Annotated in this window: 19 protein-coding genes; 10 read left to right on the top strand and 9 right to left on the bottom strand. The window is 58.7% G+C overall.

Translation table 11 applies throughout. From position 1 onward, the window contains the following. Positions 1-11 precede the first annotated feature (11 nt). Positions 12-632, top strand: coding sequence for a methyltransferase family protein (locus tag M8N44_RS12610; protein WP_215451144.1), 621 nt, complete (start codon positions 12-14; stop codon positions 630-632). Here M8N44_RS12610 and M8N44_RS12605 read toward each other — a convergent pair. Beyond that, positions 622-1,917, bottom strand: coding sequence for a competence/damage-inducible protein A (locus M8N44_RS12605; protein WP_102728714.1), 1,296 nt, complete (start codon positions 1,915-1,917; stop codon positions 622-624). The genes M8N44_RS12610 and M8N44_RS12605 overlap by 11 nt on opposite strands. A 61-nt stretch (positions 1,918-1,978) precedes the next feature. Between M8N44_RS12605 and pyk the strand changes: the two genes are divergently transcribed. Both pyk and M8N44_RS12595 read left to right on the top strand, forming a co-directional pair. Then, entirely contained in the window at positions 1,979-3,400 is a 1,422-nt protein-coding gene (pyk, locus tag M8N44_RS12600) for a pyruvate kinase (RefSeq protein ID WP_022396515.1), read from the top strand. Further along, positions 3,397-3,915 (top strand): GNAT family N-acetyltransferase, encoded by a 519-nt coding sequence (locus M8N44_RS12595; RefSeq protein WP_022396514.1) that lies wholly within the window; start codon positions 3,397-3,399, stop codon positions 3,913-3,915. The genes pyk and M8N44_RS12595 overlap by 4 nt, the downstream gene beginning before the upstream one ends. On the opposite strand, the gene M8N44_RS12590 is transcribed toward M8N44_RS12595, so the two are convergent. After that, positions 3,903-4,613 (bottom strand): hypothetical protein, encoded by a 711-nt coding sequence (locus tag M8N44_RS12590; RefSeq protein WP_146021154.1) that lies wholly within the window; start codon positions 4,611-4,613, stop codon positions 3,903-3,905. The two genes, M8N44_RS12595 and M8N44_RS12590, sit on opposite strands and share 13 nt — an antisense overlap. A gap of 34 nt (positions 4,614-4,647) precedes the next feature. Between M8N44_RS12590 and M8N44_RS12585 the strand changes: the two genes are divergently transcribed. Next, positions 4,648-4,974, top strand: a complete 327-nt coding sequence (locus M8N44_RS12585) for a hypothetical protein (protein ID WP_146020102.1) — start codon at positions 4,648-4,650, stop codon at positions 4,972-4,974. Positions 4,975-5,084: 110 nt separating this feature from the next. Here the strand turns inward: M8N44_RS12585 and M8N44_RS12580 are convergent, their stop codons facing one another. The 6 genes from M8N44_RS12580 to queG form a co-directional block, all read right to left on the bottom strand. Then, a complete protein-coding gene (locus M8N44_RS12580; protein WP_022396512.1) occupies positions 5,085-6,011 on the bottom strand; it encodes a hypothetical protein in 927 nt (308 codons plus the stop codon). 124 nt (positions 6,012-6,135) lie between these two features. After that, positions 6,136-6,903, bottom strand: coding sequence for an HAD family hydrolase (locus tag M8N44_RS12575; protein WP_102728715.1), 768 nt, complete (start codon positions 6,901-6,903; stop codon positions 6,136-6,138). A gap of 142 nt (positions 6,904-7,045) precedes the next feature. Next, a complete protein-coding gene (gene rpsD, locus M8N44_RS12570) occupies positions 7,046-7,657 on the bottom strand; it encodes a 30S ribosomal protein S4 (protein ID WP_022396510.1) in 612 nt (203 codons plus the stop codon). 32 nt (positions 7,658-7,689) lie between these two features. Then, entirely contained in the window at positions 7,690-8,241 is a 552-nt protein-coding gene (gene rpsK / locus M8N44_RS12565) for a 30S ribosomal protein S11 (RefSeq protein ID WP_102728716.1), read from the bottom strand. Positions 8,242-8,275: 34 nt separating this feature from the next. Further along, positions 8,276-8,653, bottom strand: coding sequence for a 30S ribosomal protein S13 (gene rpsM / locus M8N44_RS12560; RefSeq protein ID WP_022396508.1), 378 nt, complete (start codon positions 8,651-8,653; stop codon positions 8,276-8,278). Between the two features lie 118 nt (positions 8,654-8,771). Then, positions 8,772-9,881: a tRNA epoxyqueuosine(34) reductase QueG gene (gene queG / locus M8N44_RS12555; RefSeq protein ID WP_180971603.1), complete on the bottom strand. Its 1,110-nt coding sequence runs from the start codon at positions 9,879-9,881 to the stop codon at positions 8,772-8,774. A gap of 53 nt (positions 9,882-9,934) precedes the next feature. On the opposite strand from queG, the gene M8N44_RS12550 reads away from it, so the two are divergent. Genes M8N44_RS12550 through dprA form a run of 3 tightly spaced genes read left to right on the top strand, consistent with a single transcriptional unit; the run spans position 9,935 to position 13,091 of the window. After that, positions 9,935-10,858, top strand: a complete 924-nt coding sequence (locus M8N44_RS12550) for a mitochondrial fission ELM1 family protein (RefSeq protein WP_022396506.1) — start codon at positions 9,935-9,937, stop codon at positions 10,856-10,858. Beyond that, positions 10,855-11,967 carry a glycosyltransferase family 4 protein gene (locus M8N44_RS12545; protein WP_102728718.1) on the top strand — a complete coding sequence of 371 codons (1,113 nt, stop codon included), beginning with the start codon at positions 10,855-10,857 and terminating at the stop codon, positions 11,965-11,967. Before M8N44_RS12550 ends, M8N44_RS12545 begins: the two co-directional genes overlap by 4 nt. Then, entirely contained in the window at positions 11,964-13,091 is a 1,128-nt protein-coding gene (gene dprA / locus M8N44_RS12540) for a DNA-processing protein DprA (protein WP_022396503.1), read from the top strand. Before M8N44_RS12545 ends, dprA begins: the two co-directional genes overlap by 4 nt. A gap of 99 nt (positions 13,092-13,190) precedes the next feature. Here dprA and M8N44_RS12535 read toward each other — a convergent pair whose 3' ends face one another. Next, complete coding sequence (locus M8N44_RS12535; RefSeq protein WP_022396502.1) at positions 13,191-13,805, bottom strand: hypothetical protein; 615 nt, start codon at positions 13,803-13,805, stop codon at positions 13,191-13,193. Positions 13,806-14,373: 568 nt separating this feature from the next. On the opposite strand from M8N44_RS12535, the gene M8N44_RS12530 reads away from it, so the two are divergent. The 3 genes from M8N44_RS12530 to gcvT all read left to right on the top strand — a co-directional run bounded on the left by M8N44_RS12530 (position 14,374) and on the right by gcvT (position 17,638). Then, positions 14,374-15,297: a D-alanyl-D-alanine carboxypeptidase family protein gene (locus M8N44_RS12530; protein WP_022396501.1), complete on the top strand. Its 924-nt coding sequence runs from the start codon at positions 14,374-14,376 to the stop codon at positions 15,295-15,297. A gap of 58 nt (positions 15,298-15,355) precedes the next feature. Next, positions 15,356-16,477, top strand: a complete 1,122-nt coding sequence (gene ychF, locus M8N44_RS12525; protein ID WP_022396500.1) for a redox-regulated ATPase YchF — start codon at positions 15,356-15,358, stop codon at positions 16,475-16,477. Between the two features lie 75 nt (positions 16,478-16,552). Next, positions 16,553-17,638 (top strand): glycine cleavage system aminomethyltransferase GcvT, encoded by a 1,086-nt coding sequence (gcvT, locus tag M8N44_RS12520; protein ID WP_102726640.1) that lies wholly within the window; start codon positions 16,553-16,555, stop codon positions 17,636-17,638. Positions 17,639-17,640: the final 2 nt, after the last annotated feature.

The raw sequence follows: 17,640 nt of genomic DNA, 5'->3' as shown, positions 1-17,640 counted from the left end.
TATTCAGCATTATGCAAGCTCACGCAAAATCACTCAACGAGCGCTTCCGCACACTCATCTCACTCCTCTTCGGCCTGGCTATCGGCTGCGCCCTGCTCTTTGGAGAATCCCGGTGGGAAATGTCCCCGCTCATAGAAGAAAGCCTCATGCTCCTGGCCTGTTTCATGGCCGGCATAGGCGCCTTCGGGCGCATCTGGTGCTCCCTCTACATTGCTGGTTATAAAAACAACGTCCTTGTCATTGAAGGGCCGTACTCCATGTGCCGCAACCCGCTTTACTTCTTCAGCTTCATCGGCGGCATAGGCGTAGCGTGCGCCACGGAAACCTTCACGGTCCCCCTGCTGACGGCATTGGCCTTCGGCATTTACTACCCGTCCATCATCAGGAAGGAACAGGAACGGCTCATCTCACTCTTCGGAGACGCCTACCGGAACTACTGCCGGAGCGTCCCCTCCTTCATTCCCTCCCTATCGCGGCTGAAGCCGCCGCCCGCAACCTACTCCGTTAATCCTGCCACCTTCACGCACAACATCGTGGACGCGCTGTGGTTCATCTGGTTCATCGGCATCTTTGAATTCATCAGCGGGCTACATGAAGCCGGAGTGCTCCCTGTGTGGTTCCTCATTCCGTAACCTGCTCCCTTCTTCTGGCGTCCAGAAGCCCCGCCAGGGCCTTCTGGGAAACCATCTGCCGGAAAGACCCTCGGTCCCGCGGATAAAGCATCATCTCCGTCCGCGTCTCTCCCCCCCGGAAAGCCCAGGCGAGCCATACGGTACCCACAGGTTTTTCCGGCGTGCCGCCTCCCGGCCCCGCAATGCCGCTGACGGCAACCGCCACACCGGCACCGGAACGGTCCAGGGCCCCCTTCGCCATCGCTTTCACCACGGGTTCGCTTACCGCTCCGTGAAGCTTCAGGATATCCTCCGGCACCCCCAGCATCTTCGTCTTTGCCCGGTCGGCGTAAGTCACCCAGCCGAACTCAAAAACGCCGGAGGAACCCGGCACATCCGTAATCCTCTTGGCAATCAGGCCGCCGGTGCAGCTTTCCGCCGTCGCCACCTTCAACCCCTGTTCCGCCAGATGGAGCACCACCGCCTTCTCCAGGGATACTCCCGCGGGAGTCAGCATATACGCTCCTGCCAGGATGCGCAGGCGCGCCTCCCCCTGTTTCAGCGCCACTTCACTGCCCACCAGGCGCACATCCACCTCTCCGATGCGCGCGCAATACGCCACCTCCAGTCCCTCCACCTGGTGCAGGGAATCATCCACCAGCTCCTGAAGGTCGCTCTCCCCGATTCCTACCAGCCGGAAAACGCGCAGATGTGGAATATCCTCATCCGCCAGATCTTCCAGAAGCGGCATCACTGACTGCTCCACCATCGGTTTCAACTCCGACGGAGGTCCGGGCAGCAGGATGAACATGGGAAGGGAACCGCTGGCAGGCATCACCAGGCCGGGCGCCGTGCCGTTGGAATTCTCCAGCACCGCGGCGCCGTCCGGAACCATGGCCTGTTTGAAATTGCATTCCGCAATGGAAATCCCCCTGCGTTCAAAATAGCTCTTCAACCTCTCCGCCACCTGCTCGTCACGATGCATGTCCACGCCGCACACGTCGCACAGGGCTTCTCTGGTCACATCGTCGCTCGTCGGTCCCAGGCCTCCGCTCACAATCACGATATCCGCCCGCCGGGCGCTCTCCCTCATGGCCTCGTTAATGGCATAGCCATCGGGAACCACGGTCTCCCTCTCCACACGGAATCCGGCCTCAAACAGCCTGTTGCCCAGCCACGCGGCATTCGTATTCACAATGCTCCCCAGTAAAATTTCCGTCCCGGTGTTGATCAATTCAACCCTGATCTGCTTCATGCCGCCAGTATGCTCCCGCATCCGCTCCGTGACATGCAACAATCCTGCCATGTACCACAAAAAACTTCATTTGAACGTCCCGTAAGATACAGTATGGGCACTGACAAAGACCATGAGCACACCTTCCCGGCCCCGCGCCACCAAAATCATCTGCACCATTGGACCAGCAACAGACACTTCCGACATGCTGGGCCAGCTTATTGAAGCCGGAGCCAACGTTTTCCGGCTCAACATGAGCCACTCCAAACACGACTGGGTCCGGGAAGTCGTCTTCCGCATCCGCCGGAAAGCCGCAGAGCTGCAGGCGAACATAGCCATTCTCTTTGACCTCCAGGGGCCGTCCATCCGCACCGGGGACCTGCCCGAACCCTACCATCTGAAAAAAGGGGACACGCTGGAAATCCGCCTGAGCACGGCCAAGCCGGAACTCCCCTTCTCCACCACGGTGAACTATGACGGGCTCCTGCAGGACGTCCAGGTAGGCCATACGATGGTGGTGGACAACGGAGGCATTCTCATGCGCATTGAGGAAGTGCGCCCGGACAGGCTCATCTGCAAGGTGCTCACGGAAGGAGTATTCGGCTCCCGCCGCCACATCAACCTCCCCGGCGTGGCCCTGCGGCTCCCCGCCCTGACGGAAAAAGACCTGGCGGACCTGGCCGTAGCCGTGGAATGCGAGACGGACTACGTAGCCATGTCCTTCGTCCGGGACGCCGCCCACATTGCCCAGCTCCGGGAGCATATCGACAACCTTGGAGGAAGGGCCCAGATTGTCGCCAAAATCGAGGACCAGCAGGCCATCCGCCACATTGACGACATCATCCTGGCTGCAGACGTCATCATGGTCGCGCGCGGCGATCTGGGCATTGAAGTCAGCATTGAGGAACTTCCCATCATCCAGCGCCGCATTATTCGCCACTGCCACAGGCTGGGGCGCCGCTGCATCGTCGCCACGCACATGCTGGAATCCATGATCACGCAGCCCACCCCCACCCGTGCGGAAGTCACGGACGTTTCCAACGCCATCTTTGAACAGGCGGACGCCGTCATGCTCTCCGGAGAAACCTCCGTAGGCCATTATCCCGTGCGCTGCGTGGAGGTCCTGGACTCCATCGCGCACCGCATGGAGCGCTCCGGCAACCTTAACTTTGCCGCCTCCGCCATCCTGAACGGAGACAGGCAGAAGGCCACCAAGGCAGCCATCTCCCTGGCGGACTCCGTGGAAAACGCCTGCATGGTCATCTTCACCCGCCGCGGCCTGGCCGCCACGCAGGCAGCCGTCCTCAGGCCGGAACGGGCCCCCATCTTCGCCTTCAGCAATGACCCCGTTGTCGTCCGGCAGCTCGCGCTGGCACGCGACGTGACCGCCTTTGAATCCCCCTTCCTGAAAGACCCGGCCCGCATGATCTCCACCGCTCTGAACCTGCTGAAGGAAAAAGGGCTTATCACCTCCGGCCAGCCCGTCGTCATCCAGGGGGACAGCCTGCAAGGGGAACTGCTGGCGGACTCCATCATCTTCATGCGCGCGGAATGATGGCCCCTGCCTTCCATGTGGCGCAGGAAACAGCCGTGTGGCCTCCGCCCCCTCCCCTCAGGGAACTTCTGCTGGATGCCGATCCGGACGAACGGCAGGTAGCGGACCATCTGGCCCACGGCGAACTTTACGTCGCACGGAGCCGCGGAGCTGCCGCCGGAGCTATCGTCATCCGGCAAACGGGGGAAGACACATGGGAAATCATGAACTGTTCCGTAGCCCCTGAATACAGAAGGCACGGTTGCGGAACCGCTCTGGTGCTGCACGCCCTGCACATCATCAGGAACAAGGGGGCAAGATATGCGGAACTGGGAACGTGCGATGCCTCCCCGGGCCCAATGGCCCTGTATGAAAGCTGTGGCTTCCGGATTTCAGGCGTCGTCAAAAACCACTTTACGGACAACTACCCGGAACCCGTCTGGGACAACGGCGTGCAGTGCATTGACATGATCCGCATGCGTGCGGACCTCTTCCCGCAGGAGGGGGAAACACCTCCAACTGGTCAGAAGCTATAAACCAGGCTGACGCCCGTCACCCAGCTATTGCCCTTCACCAGCGTTCTCCCATACACCCGGTTCACTCCGTGGGCTCCCTTGCCGAGCCAGTGCAGCCCCACAAACGGCTCCACAAAAATATTCCCGAACAAACGGTAATTCGCCGTCACCCTGACGTACAGGGACTGCCAACCGTTGCTGCCGGAAGGCCAGTAGGAGGAACTCAGCACCGCGCCGAACTTGAAACCCATGTAAAGGTTTTCCGTCATCCGGAAATCCGACCCGGTGCACATGTCAAACCACCAGCCCGTAATGCCGTAAAAGGAATAAGCGGCGCTTCCCTGCGCATAAAAACCGGGCAGGAAGCCCAGATCATGGCGCAGAATCAGCGCCGTTTCATACGTTGTCCCACCGTTGCCGAACAAATGTTCGGAGGCAAACCCCGCCAAACCGCCGTCATTCGCACGGAAGGATAATGCGGCGTAAGTGGCCTTCCCGAACTTCCTTTGAAGCCCAAGATCAGCCATTGTCTCATTCTCCAAGTCAACCGCCGGATGCCCCAGGAAAATTTCCTCCTTCAACGCCAGAATCAGGGAATACCGGTCATTCAGGTCGCTTCTCCAGTCCAGACGCAAGGGGGCCGTGGGATTACAGCCGCCGGGAATCAGGCCGCGGAATTCGTAATTCGTGGAATAGCCCGCCTTCAAGCTGCCGCTCACGGGTCTCAGAGGCGGATCGGAAGGAACATCCGGAATGCGTGACTCCGCCAGGGAAATTGAAATGGAAACGGCCAGAACCGCCCCAAGAGCAGAAAAAAAGGAAAAACTCATAAACTTGGAACTCCTGTTCCGCGGCATTCTGAATAAAAATACTGCCTCTGGCAACAAGCAAAAAAGGAGCGGAGCAATTCTCCTTTACCCCGGAAAGTCAATTCCTCCGCAAGCCGCTCATCCTGCAAGGAATAAAAAAATCCGCCCTGCCGCTGCCCCAAATTTTCCAGCCAGTGCAGCAGCAGCCATATCCGTGACGGCTTTTCCTAAGCCATCACCGGCCGGAACAGGAACAATGGCCGGATCTTAGTCCCCGCCTTAATCGGCAATTTCTCCTTCCTCCATCCGGAACATGAAAGAAAAAGAGCGGCGGATTGCTCCGCCGCTCTTGAAACATGATTCAATCGTAAGCCGGACGGCTTAGAAGGAATAGACGAGGTTGGCGCCAGCCACCACGCCGAAGTTCTTGTAAGGCTTGGAACCTGCGTCCACGCCCTTGTTAGCCTTCAAGGCGCCGTTGCCGGCCCAGTTGAAGCTGACGAAGGGAACCACGGCCAGATTCTTCACGCCCAGCTTGACAGGCAGTTCAGCCTTCACCCACCAAGCTTGCGCGCCGTTGGACATGAAAGCGGACTTGCTGTCGAAGTAGCCGGCAGTGGCAGACATGCCGCCCGTGATCACGATGTCCGTGGCGGGGCAGATGGAAGCCTTCCAGCCCACATACGGCTGGAACCACCATCCGGTCATTCCCTGGAAGCCATAGCTAGTGGTCACACCGGCGAACCAGTTGCTGCACAGGTCATAGTTCAGGTTCAGATAGAATTCCTGAGCCACGGAGTGGGCATGACGCTGGCCAACGACGCCGTTTGCAAGGAGGTTGCTGTAATCATACTTGGCAAAGTTGCCGAGCAGACCGCCATGAATCAGATTCCAGCCGAGGGTGGTGGACAGGTTCTTCAGCAAACCGTCCTGGTTCTTCCAGCCAAGGTTGAAATTGGTTTCATTGTGGAAAGCAATATCTTTCATGCCAAGCAGCTCGTGACCGGAGGTCAGGGAGGTGTAGGAAGCGGCACCCACAATGGAGTTGGCGTCGCTCAGCTTGTAATTCAGATTTACACCGGCAGGGATAACGCTATCCCCTCCCACCAAGGCGTGGGAAGCCACGATGCCGCGGCTGGTGTAATTGGAGGCATAACCGGCGTAGATATCGCCGGACAGCGGGCTGACAGTCGCCACGGGAGTGGGAACCGGAGTCGGAGCAACAATCTTGACGGGAGTGCCCGCAAGAGCAGCGCCGGCAAAGGATGCCACAGCTGCCGCAACACTGATGATGTTCTTGGTTTGCATGACTATTACTTGGTTAGGGTATTAATTGTTGATTTGCTAACAAGGAAAGAAAAGTATCTTTTCCCCCTTGTTAAGGAAAGTGAAACATTTCCGTCACAAATGTAAAGCCTTTTCTCCCCCACAGTTAGCTAATCATTGATTTTCTAACATTTATATTTACCATCCCCATGACAAAAAGAGCAATCTTCCAGATCTTGCCAAGCTTTCCTCTCCATGGCCGGGCAGGATACAGGCATTCCGCCCCGGCCAGGCGTTCGTCTTCCTTCAGGGAAGGAGAAGGATTCACCAGGACCCTTTGTCCGCAGGAAAGCAGCATGGGCATATCCGCGCCACTGTCGCTGTAGGCGGCGGCGTTATCCAGAACGCCGTGCTCCGGCAGCACCTTCCGCTCGCGCAGGCGCTCCACCTTTATCTGTCCCTTGTTGTTGCCGTTCGGCAATTCCGGCATCGCCGGCATGCGGCCGTCCAGAAGCACGTCCGTTCCCAGAACGCCGTCAAATCCCAGCAGCTCACCCAGAGGTTCCGCGTAAAAGGTTGGGGAGGCGGAAACCATGAGGCACAGATCCCCCTTCTTCCGGTGTTCCTCCAGCCGTTCCTTCAGTTCCGGATAAATCCATTCCTGTGCCAGAGAGCCGAATTTCCTTCCATACTCCCGCACCGTTTCTGCGGGGAGTCCCCACAAATAAATGAGATAGGCCCTCTTCATCCGGTTTTCATCCCATATCCTCAGAACATAAAGAGGAATGCAGGCCAGGAAAAGAAGCACCAGCAGGCGCCGCCATGGATGGAGCCTCAGCACGAAACAGGAAAAAACGTATTGCGTATCCCAGGGCAGCAATGTTCCGTCCATATCAAAAAGGGCCACTCCCCTTTCGCTCAAATCATCCGTCATACCCCCATCCTATACTCTCAACCCTCAACTCTCAACCCTCAACTCTCAACCCTCAACTCTCCATCCTCTTCCCTTAAACGCCCAAAACCCCGGCCGCCAAAAGGCAACCGGGGTTTTGAAGCAAATCCAGAAGGAAATAAGATTAACGGGAGTAGAATTCCACGATGAGCTGCTCATTGACGATGGGAGCAATCTCTTCCTTGGAAGGTACGCGAGCAATCTTGCCCGTGAGCTTGTCACGGTCGCATTCCAGCCAATCCGGAACCACAGTGGCCTGGGTCAGGTCAAGGAAACGGGTAGCCAGCTGCTGGGAGGAGGCCTTTCCACCGACGGCGATCACATCGCCAGGGCGGCAGGAGTAGGACGCAACGTTCGTCTTTTTGCCGTTCACGGTGATATGGCCGTGGGAAACGAGCTGACGGGCGCCGGCGCGGGTGTTGCTGAAACCGAGACGGTACACAACATTGTCCAGACGGAGTTCAAGGAGCTGAAGCAGGATGTCGCCGGTAATGCCGCGGCGGCGGGCGGCTTCTGCATAATACTTGCGGAACTGGCCTTCAAGCACACCGTATTGGAAACGCAGCTTCTGCTTTTCAGCAAGCATCACGCCGTAGTCGGACTTCTTCTTGCGGCCGGCGCGCATGCCATGCTGGCCGGGGGGGAAGGGGCGCTTTTCAAGAGCCTTGGTGGAACCGAAAAGAGCAACGCCAAAACGGCGGGACACTTTATCGCGGGGACCGGTATAACGAGCCATGATATATTTGATCTATAGGTAAAAGGATTCAATTAGACGCGGCGGGCCTTCGGGGGACGGCAGCCGTTGTGGGGAATGGGGGTCACGTCCTTGATGGAGGTGATTTCAATACCGATCGTCTGCACGGCACGCACGGCGGATTCACGACCGGAACCCGGTCCCTTCACACGCACTTCCACTTCACGCAGACCGTGGCCCATGGCCTGGCGGCAGGCGTCCTGGCAAACCACCTGGCCGGCGTAAGCCGTGCTCTTGCGGGAGCCCTTGAAGCCCATCTTGCCGGCGGAGGACCAGCCGATCACGTTGCCGCGCTGGTCGGTGACGGTCACGACGGTGTTGTTGAACGTGGAGGAAACATGAACCACGCCGGAGGAAACGTTCTTGCTGCCCTTGGCCTTCAGGATTTTGGGCTTGTCATCATCGCCGCCCAGACCGAGTTCCGCAAAAATGTCCTTGCGGGGTTCGGGCTTCTTGACTTCTTCAGGAGCGGAAACAGCGGCGGCCGGAGTTTCAGCAGCGGGAGCGGGAGCTGCCGCTTCCACGGGCTTTTTGGCGGTTTCGTTGGTGATTTCTTCGCTAGCCATAGTAAAGCTATATAGTAAAATTCAGGTTGCCGGATTACTTCTTCTTGGCCTGCGCGCCAACGGTCTTCTTCTTGCCTTTACGGGTGCGGGCATTCGTGCGGGTACGCTGGCCACGGACCGGAAGGCCGCGGCGGTGGCGCTGACCGCGATAGCAGTTGATGGAGGTCAGACGCTTGAGAATGGATTGCTTTTCACGACGAAGGTCACCTTCAATCAGGATTCCGTCAGTGGTGATCACTTGAACAATCTTCGTGAGTTGTTCGTCGGTAAGCTGTCCCGTACGGATGTCGGGATTGATGCCTGCTTGTTCCAGGATTCTCTTAGAAGTCGAGTGCCCGATTCCGTAAATATACGGAAGGGAAGCCTCGATGCGCTTCTCGTTGGGTATTTCTGTACCGAAAAGGCGTGCCATAATGGATTGGATTTGCTAGCTGTTATTTTTCTCTGCCTCGCGCAGAGCTATTGCTTGGGGCAAGATGGATACCATAAATTGAGGTTTTGACAAGAGCAAAACGTCATTTTTTCTATTTTTAATCTCTTGCGCCGCTTGAACATGCATGCCGCCCGTGGCGGCGCAGGATGCGTTCCACCGCCCAGGAAGCATGCTCCGCCACGAGGGGGGACTCCCCGGAAAGCGCCTTCAGAAAATCAATGTCATCCGGAGTTCCCGCATTCCCCAGCACAATGCAGCCGTTGCGCAGCAGCCCCTCCCTCTTGATTCTTTTCAGGGGGGAATTCCGGAACAGGTCCGCAAAGCCGCCGGCATCCAGGGCAAGCAGATCGCGCAGCGGAATGGAGGCCAGCAGGCGGGACATGCGGAACCGCTCATCCGCCTCCGGCAGGGGCTTCCCGTTCCAGGGGCAGACCGTCACGCAGGTGTCGCACCCGTACAGCCGTGTCCCTACCAGGGGGCGTATTTCCTCCGGAATGGATCCCCGGTGTTCAATCGTCCAGTAGGAAAGGCAGCGTCCGGCATCCACCTGGCCGTTTTCCATGATTGCGCCCGTCGGGCACAGGTCCGCACAGCGCCGGCAGCTTCCGCACCCGTGGGAGACCGGAGTGTCCGGCTCCAGCTCCAGCGTGGTCAGCAGGGTGGCGATGAAAAAGCGCGAGCCTCCCTTCCTGCGAACGATCAGGCCGCTTCTTCCGCGCCATCCCAGGCCGCACGCTTCCGCGTGGTCCCGTTCCATGACGGGTCCGGCGTCCACATATCCCTTTTGCTCGCCACCGTAAATGGAAAGCAGTTCCTGCAAATCCGCCAGCTTCTCTTCCAGAATTCCGTGGTAGTCCCTTCCGTGGGCGTAAAGGCAGATGCTTCCCTCCCCCTCCGGACGCATGGCGGGGCTGTCATAGTCATAGGACAGGCAGATGACGGAACGGCAGCCGGAAAGCACCTCCGCAGGGTCCGCCCTCCGCTCCGGAGAACGCGCCATCCATTCCATCCCGGCGTGCCAGCCCCGTTCCAGCCATTGGAACAATTTTTCCGCATGCGGGCTCCTTCCCGCACGGGCCACCCGGCAGCCGGAAAACCCAAGCTGCCGGGACACGGCGCACAGGGAATCTTTAATAACAGCGGGATCCGGCGTCAGCACGCCCGCATCATGGACAAGAGCGCCCCTTCCACCAAGAATTTTCTTCAATCCGGTGGAAATTGGATTGCCTGCACCCTGCCGCCGCTTCATAATAGACCTATATGAACATCCGGATTCTGAGCGATGGGAAACAGGGCCATCTCAACCAGTCCCTGGGACTGGCGCAGGCTCTGATTGCCAAAGCAGGGGGGGCCGTGGAAACGGTGGACCTGCAGGGACTTTCCCTTCTGGGGAAAATCCGGAAGGTCGTCTCCGGCAGCGACACGCCGCAGCCGGACCTGTTCATCTCCGCCGGACACGCCACGCACATCCCGCTCATCTGCGCCCGCCATCATTTCAAGACCCGGGCTGTCCTCTGCATGAAGCCCACGCTTCCCTGCACCTTTTTTGACCTCTGCCTCATTCCCCGCCATGACTTGCGCCCCGGGCGCGACTATACGGATACGGGCATCTTTCCCACCCATGGAGCGCTTCACCCCATGAGGCCTGATCCCTCCATCCCGAAGGACATCACCCTGATCCTCATCGGAGGTCCCAGCAAGGATTTTGACTGGGATGACGAAGCCATGCTCAACCAGCTCTCGGACATCAGCATCAACACCCCCGGCAACATCGTGCTGACCACCTCGCGCCGGACGCCGACGGGCTTTGCAGAGAAAATCCAGACGGCCGTTCCGGAGATCACCGTCGTTCCAGTGGAGGAAACGCAGCCGGGGTGGGTAGCGCGGCATCTGGCGCACGCCTCCGCCACCTGGGTCAGCCAGGACAGCGTCTCCATGGTATATGAAGCGCTGGGCGCGGGCGCGCCCGTAGGCGTCCTGGCTGTCCCCCGCCGCCACGGCAACCGTAAATCCCGCATCCTGTCCGGCCTGGAAATGCTGGAAAAGGAAGGCTTGGTCACCGGATACCGGGACTGGAAAAAGCAGGGCTTCCGCCTGGCAGCGCCCGGAGCCCCCCTTCTGGAGGCGGACCGCGCCGCAGACTACATCCTCACCAGATTCTTTCCCCAACTCCACGCCTTATGAAAATAGTACATCTCGTCCCCTCCATGGAATCCGGAGGCGTGGAACAAGTCGTCATGGAACTGGGCAGCGGCCTTTCCGCCCGGGGCGTGGAAAACATCGTCGTCTCCGGCGGCGGACGCCTGGTTCCCCGGCTGGAAAAGGAAGGCTCCCGCCACATCCTGATGCCGATCGGCAAAAAAAGCCTCGCCACCTTCTTCCGCATCGGCGCCCTCCGCGCCTTGCTCCAGGCCGTCAGGCCGGACATCCTGCATCTTCATTCCCGCGTTCCCGCCTGGGTAGGCTACCTGGCATGGAAAAAACTGCCGCCGGAAGACAGACCCGGCCTCGTCACCAGCGTGCACGGCTTCTACTCCGTCAACCGGTACTCCGCCATCATGAGCCGGGGGGAAGGGGTGATTGCCGTTTCCAACTGCATCCGGGACTACATCCTCACCCATTATCCGTCCACTCCCGAGGACCATATCAGAATCATTCCCAATGCCATTTCCCCAGACCAGCACCACCCGGACTACTCCCCTTCCCGGGAATGGCTCACGGGCTGGCATATGTCCTATCCCGAGCTCAAGGGAAAATTCACCCTGTGCCTGCCAGGCCGCATCACGCGCCTGAAAGGGCAGCTGGACCTGATTCCCATTGTAAGACAGCTTCTGGAACGGGGAATTCCGGCCCACGCCGTCATCGTGGGAGAGACCAAAAAGGGAAAGGAAGAATATAAAAACGAAGTCCTCCGGGAAATTGAGCGGGCCGGCGTCTCCCACGCCTTCACCTGGACCGGCCACCGCCAGGACCTGCGGGACATCATTTCCACTTGTTCCGTCACTCTTTCCCTGACCAAAAGCCCGGAGGCCTTCGGCAAATCAACCCTTGAGGCGCTCGCCCTGGGCAGACCCGTTGCCGGGTACGCCCACGGCGGAGTCAAGGAACAACTGGACGCCTTCCTGCCGGAAGGAAACATCGCCGTGGGGGACGCTTCCTCCATGGCTGCCCTGCTTTCCCGCTGGTACGCCCAGCCCCCTCCCCTGCCCCGTCACATACCCTCCCCTTACAAGATGGAGGATATGATTCAGGCCCATCTGGACGTTTACCAGGAACTGACCCCTTATTCATGACGCCCCGGGAAGCCGCCATAACCCTGAACCTGATACCGGGGCTGGGCCCTGTCAGGGTCATGCGCCTCATGCAGGTATTCGCCTCTCCGGAACTGGTTCTGGAAGCTCCGGCCTCCATGCTGATGGATATTCCCGGCATCGGGGCACAGCTGGCTCGCCACATCTCATCCTGGCGGAGCATCGTCAATCCGTACCGGGAGCTGGAACTGGCGGATAAGGCGGGGGCCACGGTCACCACGGTCTTTGACGCCTCCTATCCCGCCGCCCTGCGCGAGCTGACGGACGCGCCCATCGTCCTTTATTCCTGGGGATCCTGGACCGCGGGGGATTCCGAACGCTCCATCGCCGTCGTCGGTTCACGCATGGCCACCCACTACGGCAGGCTATGCGCCAGAACCGTCTCTCATGACCTGGCGGAGGCCGGGGTAACCGTCATTTCCGGACTGGCGCGCGGCGTGGATACGGAGGCCCATACGGGAGCCCTGGATGCGGGGGGACGCACCGTCGCCGTCATCGGAGCGGGCCTCAGCAAGCTGTATCCATGGGAAAACAGAAACCTGGCGCAGCGCATTGCGGACGGCCATGGAGCGGTAGTCTCCGAATTCCCGATGGAGCTGCCCCCCTCCCGCACCACCTTTCCCATGCGCAACCGCATCGTGAGCGGCTGGAGCCGCGCGACGCTGGTGGTGGAAGCCTCCGGACGCAGCGGAGCCCTGATCACGGCGCGGACGGCAGGGGAACAGGGACGGGAGGTCTTCTGCATTCCCGGCCCGGTTGACCGGCATTCCTCCGACGGCTGCCACGCCCTCATCCGGGACGGAGCCACGCTGGCCGCCGGAGCCTCCGACATCCTGCATGACATGAAATGGACCGCCCCGGAACAGGGTCTGCCCCTTTTTTCCCCATCCTCCCTTTCCGCCGCTGCACCTCCGCTGCCTCCCACTGCGGAGGAAAAGGAAATCCTCCATGCCGTCAGGATGGGCTTCAATACCATTGACACCCTCTGCGCCTCACTGGGGAAACCGGCATGCGCCATTACGCCGCTTCTGTCCAGAATGCAAATTGCAGGGCAAATCACGCCGGATGCAGGCGGATACTTTTCCATCAACCACAAGGGACACTAAACAGTTCTCCTCCCTTTCCGGAAATGTCTCAACAGCAGGCAGGGCGCCCCCGGACGGCGGCAGCCCGCGTCAGCCCGGTTAAAGGAACAGAAAAAGCTCCTACTGCTTAACCTCCTTGCGCACGGCATCAATCCAGGCGGAAATCGTCTCCGCCTGCTCCCACTTGACTGGGGCGGCCAGCTTCTTCTTGGACACGGGATCGGAAACTTCAAAAATCACTCCATATACAAACTTGATGTCGTCCGGGTTTCTTTTCTTCTGAAAGCGGCCTTCCTGCTGGGCCTTGAAATCTATCTTTTCATAGGACGCCAGGAAAAGCGCCAGCATCAAGCCGTCCTCTCCCTTGATCGGAGAAACGAGCGGCACCACCGGGCATTTCACCTCCTTGCCCCGGATAATGGTCTTGACCAGCCTCGGTTCCACCTTCTTCAAAATATCAAGCTTCTTTGAAATATTCTCCTTGGCAAATGCCTTTTCAAAAACGGCCAGGTTACTGTAATCGTTCTTGTCCCGGAAGGGAATCATTGCCTCCATGCTGTTCTCCCCGTCCAGCAGCTTCACTTCAACGCACGTTTCCTTCTGCTCCATGGACACGGAGGACTTGGCGCTGTCAGCGCATCTCTTGGTATCAAAAGAGGGCGTCTTGAACGGAAGAACTTCGGCGCAGGCCATGCAGGAGGCTACCAGTGACAAAAACAGGACGGAAACTTTCATGATGATTCAAATTTATGGTAAGGAACCATAATCGTCTATGCTCCGCAATGACTTTTTTCTTTGCTTCCGGGCTGCTTCCGGCAAAAAAAACTTTCTTCTCATGATGCAAAACAAATACCCTCAAACATCTAAAACAGCCGTCAAGCTACCTCCTAACAGTTATTATTCCAGAAATTAAATATGTCAACAAGGGAAGATCCCTCGCGCTTCAAGGCCTGCGGAAGAACTCTCATGCCTGCAACAGACAGTACATGCAGGGCCAAAACCCCATAACGTGTTTATATTAATGCAAACATAAAAACATGCAGAAATATTTCTTAAAAAAATAACCGTTTACGGACATATTTTGAACATCTTTTTGCGGGATAAAGTCTCACCCTTCACAAGATCTATCCGACGGGTGGGAAAAGTAACTCAAAATCCGTCCAGGGTGGTTTTTGGTTCCATAGGTAGTTAATAGAGAGAAAAGGCCGCGGATCAAACAACCCGCGGCCTTTTTTTGTCCAACTCCCTTTCAAATGCGGAGTTTGGGCTTGATGAATGAAACTTCTTACTGTAGCAACAAGACATGCGTTTGTTCGCCCTTCTCGCAGGATTCACCCTTTGCCTGAGCTCCACGAGCTGCCAATCGTATGGGGATTCAAGTGATTACATCCCCCTGGCAACGCCCGTTCCCCCGCAGCTTTCCCAGCCGGTAGCCAACGCCCTTCCCCGCCCCGCCAACTTTCCCACGCGTCCGGTAGCCATTCCGCCGAGCGCCCCCCGCACGCCCCGCTGTGCCAGCGCCTGCGTCATGGACGCCCTCACCGGAAAAGTGCTTTTCTCCCACAACGGACTCCAGCACCGCCAAGTAGCCAGCACGCAGAAACTCGTGACGGCCATGGTCGTCCTTGAACACGGCAGCCTGGACAGGAAGGTGGTTATCCAGCCTTCCGACACCAAGGCGGATCCCACCAAGCTGGGCTTCCGCGCCGGAGAAGTCTATTCCCGCCGGGAACTGCTCAATGCCCTGATGATCCGCAGCTTCAATGACGTAGCCGTGGCCCTGGCCCGCGACACGGCGGGGTCCGTTCCCCGTTTCGCCCAGTTGATGAACGCCAAGGCGCGCCAGATGGGCATGTACAACTCCCGCTTCGTCAACCCCAACGGTCTCCCCGCGGACCAGTACTCCACCGCTATTGACATGGCCCGCTGCGCCTATTACGTCTACCGCAATCCGGAACTGCGCAACATCATCTGCAAACGCCAGTACGCCTTCACCCGCGCCAACGGCAAGACGCTTCTGCTGAGAAACACCAACAAGCTGCTCACCCAGCACCCGTGGGTCACCGGCATGAAAACCGGCTACACGAACGCCGCCGGCCGCTGCCTGGTTTCCTCCGCCGGCTTCAACGGCCGCCATGTCATCGTCGTCGTTCTCGGCTGCCATCCGTCCCGCATCTGGGCGGAATCTGAAAACCTGCTCAAATGGGCCCTGGGTGACGCCGCATAAATGCACGGCGGCAATTGGTATTTGACTTTCACGGCGTGAGCCGCTATCAGTCCTGCCTATGTTACAGGCAGGTATTGTAGGTCTCCCCAACGTCGGCAAGTCCACCCTCTTCAACGCGGTCACCAGAACCCGCAAGGCCCAGGCGGCCAATTATCCCTTCTGCACCATTGATCCGAACGTGGGCATGGTCACGGTGCCGGACTCCCGCCTGCAAGTGCTTTCCGACATGTCCGGCTCTGAAAAAATCATCCCCACGCTCATTGAATTCGTGGACATTGCCGGCCTGGTCAAGGGCGCCTCGGAAGGAGCCGGACTGGGCAACCAGTTCCTGGCGAATATCCGTGAAGTGGACGCCATCGTGCAGGTGGTGCGCTGCTTTGACAATGACGACATCATCCACGAGCTTGGTTCCGTGGACCCCCTGCGCGACATTGAAATCATCAATTCGGAGCTCATTCTGGCGGACATCGCCACCATGGACAAAAGGCTTTCCTCCCGGGAGCGCAAGGCCCGCAGCGGAGACAAGGAAGCCAAGGCGGAGGTGGCCCTCATCACCAAGCTGCTGCCCCACCTGAATGAGGGCAATCCGGCCCTCACCTTTGAATCGCAACTGGATGACGACGAACGCAAGCTGCTCCATTCCTTCCAGCTCCTTTCGGACAAAAAAAGCATCTTTGCCTGCAACGTCAATGAAGACGAACTGGCGGACGCCATCAACAATCCGGACGCGCACCCCTACGTCTCCCAGGTGAAAAAATACGTGGCGGAACACCACAACGCGGAGGCCATTGTCATCTCCGCCCGGATTGAAGAAGAACTCATCGACGTTTCGGATGAAGAAGCCCGCGAATTCCTGGAATCCCTGGGCGTGCAGGATTCCGGCGTTTCCGACCTCATCCGCGCCGTGTACCACCTTCTGGGCCTGCGCACCTACCTCACCACAGGAGTCAAGGAAACGCGGGCCTGGACCATCCCGGCCGGGGCCAAGGCCCCCCAGGCGGCGGGCGTCATCCACACGGATTTTGAACGCGGCTTCATCGCTGCGGAAGTGGTGCATTACGACGACCTGGTATCCTGCGGCGGCAAGGCCGGAGCGCGGGAGCACGGCAAGCTGCGCATTGAAGGAAAGGAATATGTCGTCAAGGACGGAGACGTGGTCGAATTCCGCTTCAATGTTTAGCCCAAAGCTTTACCGGAATTCCATTGACTTTTCCTGATGCAGAGAGCAGATTGCTCATAACCTTCACATCGCCTCATGACTGATCCCGACGTCAAATCCACCCCTTTGGCAGCCAAGCACGTTGAACTGGGAGCCAGAATGGTTCCCTTCGCCGGCTGGAACATGCCGGTGCAGTACACCGGCATCCTGGACGAACACAAAGCCGTGCGCGAAGCCTGCGGCATCTTTGACATCTCCCACATGGGCCAGTTCACGGTGGCCGGCGCCGCAGCGGCTGCATGGCTGAACTCCATGCTGACCAATGACATCAATAAACTGGACATCGGCCAGGGGCAATACTCCATCATGCTCAATGACCGGGCCGGAGTCATTGATGACCTCATCCTGTACCGGATGGAGCCGGAAACCTTCTTCGTGGTGGTGAACGCCTCCAAGATTGACGAAGACTTCGCGTGGCTCTCCGCCCACAAGCCCGCGGACGTGGTCCTGGAAAACCATTCCGACGAATATGTGGGCCTGGCCGTCCAGGGCCCCAAATGCGGAGAAATCTTCGCCCGCGTCATTCCCGGCGTGGAGCTCCCCCCCCGCAACGGCATCTCCCGCATCACGGTGGACGGAACGGACCTCCTCGTCTGCCGCACCGGCTATACCGGGGAAGACGGCTTTGAATTCTTCTGTCCGGCCCGGGAAGGCGTCAAATGGTTTGAAGCCTTCCTTGACGCAGGCGCCAAGCCCTGCGGCCTGGGCGCGCGCGACAGCCTGCGCCTGGAAATGTGCTATCCTCTGAACGGTTCCGACCTCGCTCCGGACAAAACGCCTCTGGAAGCCGGGCTCGGCTTCTTCTGCGCGCTGGATACGGACTTCACCGGCGCCGACATTCTTCGTGAACAGAAAGCCAACGGCCTCACCCAGCGCCTGGTGGCTATTGAATACACCGGCAAGGGAGCTCCTCCCCGCGCCCACTATGCCGTTCACGTTCCCGGAGGAGAAGCCATCGGAGAACTTACCAGCGGCGTGCTCTCTCCTTCACTGATGAAGGGCATTGCCCTGGCCTACCTGCCTGTCGCCCATGCCAAGGTCGGCACCGAGCTGGAAATTGACGTAAGGGGAAGGAAATTCCCTGCCGTGGTAGTTAAAAAACCCTTTTATAAGAAAGGTTGACA

The sequence above is a fragment of the Akkermansia massiliensis genome (genome assembly GCF_023516715.1).
GTDB classification, from domain to species: Bacteria; Verrucomicrobiota; Verrucomicrobiia; order Verrucomicrobiales; family Akkermansiaceae; genus Akkermansia; species Akkermansia massiliensis.
This window is presented reverse-complemented; position numbering and strand designations above follow the sequence as displayed.

Bases quoted from the DNA above. Each gene is read 5' to 3' on its own strand.
- M8N44_RS12610 (WP_215451144.1), top strand. From the start codon at position 12: ATGCAAGCTCACGCAAAATCACTCAACGAGCGCTTCCGCACACTCATC.
- rpsD (WP_022396510.1), bottom strand. From the start codon at position 7,657: ATGGCTCGTTATACCGGTCCCCGCGATAAAGTGTCCCGCCGTTTTGGC.
- M8N44_RS12595 (WP_022396514.1), top strand. From the start codon at position 3,397: ATGATGGCCCCTGCCTTCCATGTGGCGCAGGAAACAGCCGTGTGGCCT.
- pyk (WP_022396515.1), top strand. From the start codon at position 1,979: ATGAGCACACCTTCCCGGCCCCGCGCCACCAAAATCATCTGCACCATT.
- M8N44_RS12575 (WP_102728715.1), bottom strand. From the start codon at position 6,903: ATGACGGATGATTTGAGCGAAAGGGGAGTGGCCCTTTTTGATATGGAC.
- M8N44_RS12550 (WP_022396506.1), top strand. From the start codon at position 9,935: ATGAACATCCGGATTCTGAGCGATGGGAAACAGGGCCATCTCAACCAG.
- M8N44_RS12585 (WP_146020102.1), top strand. From the start codon at position 4,648: ATGCGTGACTCCGCCAGGGAAATTGAAATGGAAACGGCCAGAACCGCC.
- dprA (WP_022396503.1), top strand. From the start codon at position 11,964: ATGACGCCCCGGGAAGCCGCCATAACCCTGAACCTGATACCGGGGCTG.
- M8N44_RS12535 (WP_022396502.1), bottom strand. From the start codon at position 13,805: ATGAAAGTTTCCGTCCTGTTTTTGTCACTGGTAGCCTCCTGCATGGCC.
- gcvT (WP_102726640.1), top strand. From the start codon at position 16,553: ATGACTGATCCCGACGTCAAATCCACCCCTTTGGCAGCCAAGCACGTT.
- M8N44_RS12545 (WP_102728718.1), top strand. From the start codon at position 10,855: ATGAAAATAGTACATCTCGTCCCCTCCATGGAATCCGGAGGCGTGGAA.
- M8N44_RS12580 (WP_022396512.1), bottom strand. From the start codon at position 6,011: ATGCAAACCAAGAACATCATCAGTGTTGCGGCAGCTGTGGCATCCTTT.
- rpsM (WP_022396508.1), bottom strand. From the start codon at position 8,653: ATGGCACGCCTTTTCGGTACAGAAATACCCAACGAGAAGCGCATCGAG.
- M8N44_RS12605 (WP_102728714.1), bottom strand. From the start codon at position 1,917: ATGGCAGGATTGTTGCATGTCACGGAGCGGATGCGGGAGCATACTGGC.
- rpsK (WP_102728716.1), bottom strand. From the start codon at position 8,241: ATGGCTAGCGAAGAAATCACCAACGAAACCGCCAAAAAGCCCGTGGAA.
- M8N44_RS12530 (WP_022396501.1), top strand. From the start codon at position 14,374: ATGCGTTTGTTCGCCCTTCTCGCAGGATTCACCCTTTGCCTGAGCTCC.
- ychF (WP_022396500.1), top strand. From the start codon at position 15,356: ATGTTACAGGCAGGTATTGTAGGTCTCCCCAACGTCGGCAAGTCCACC.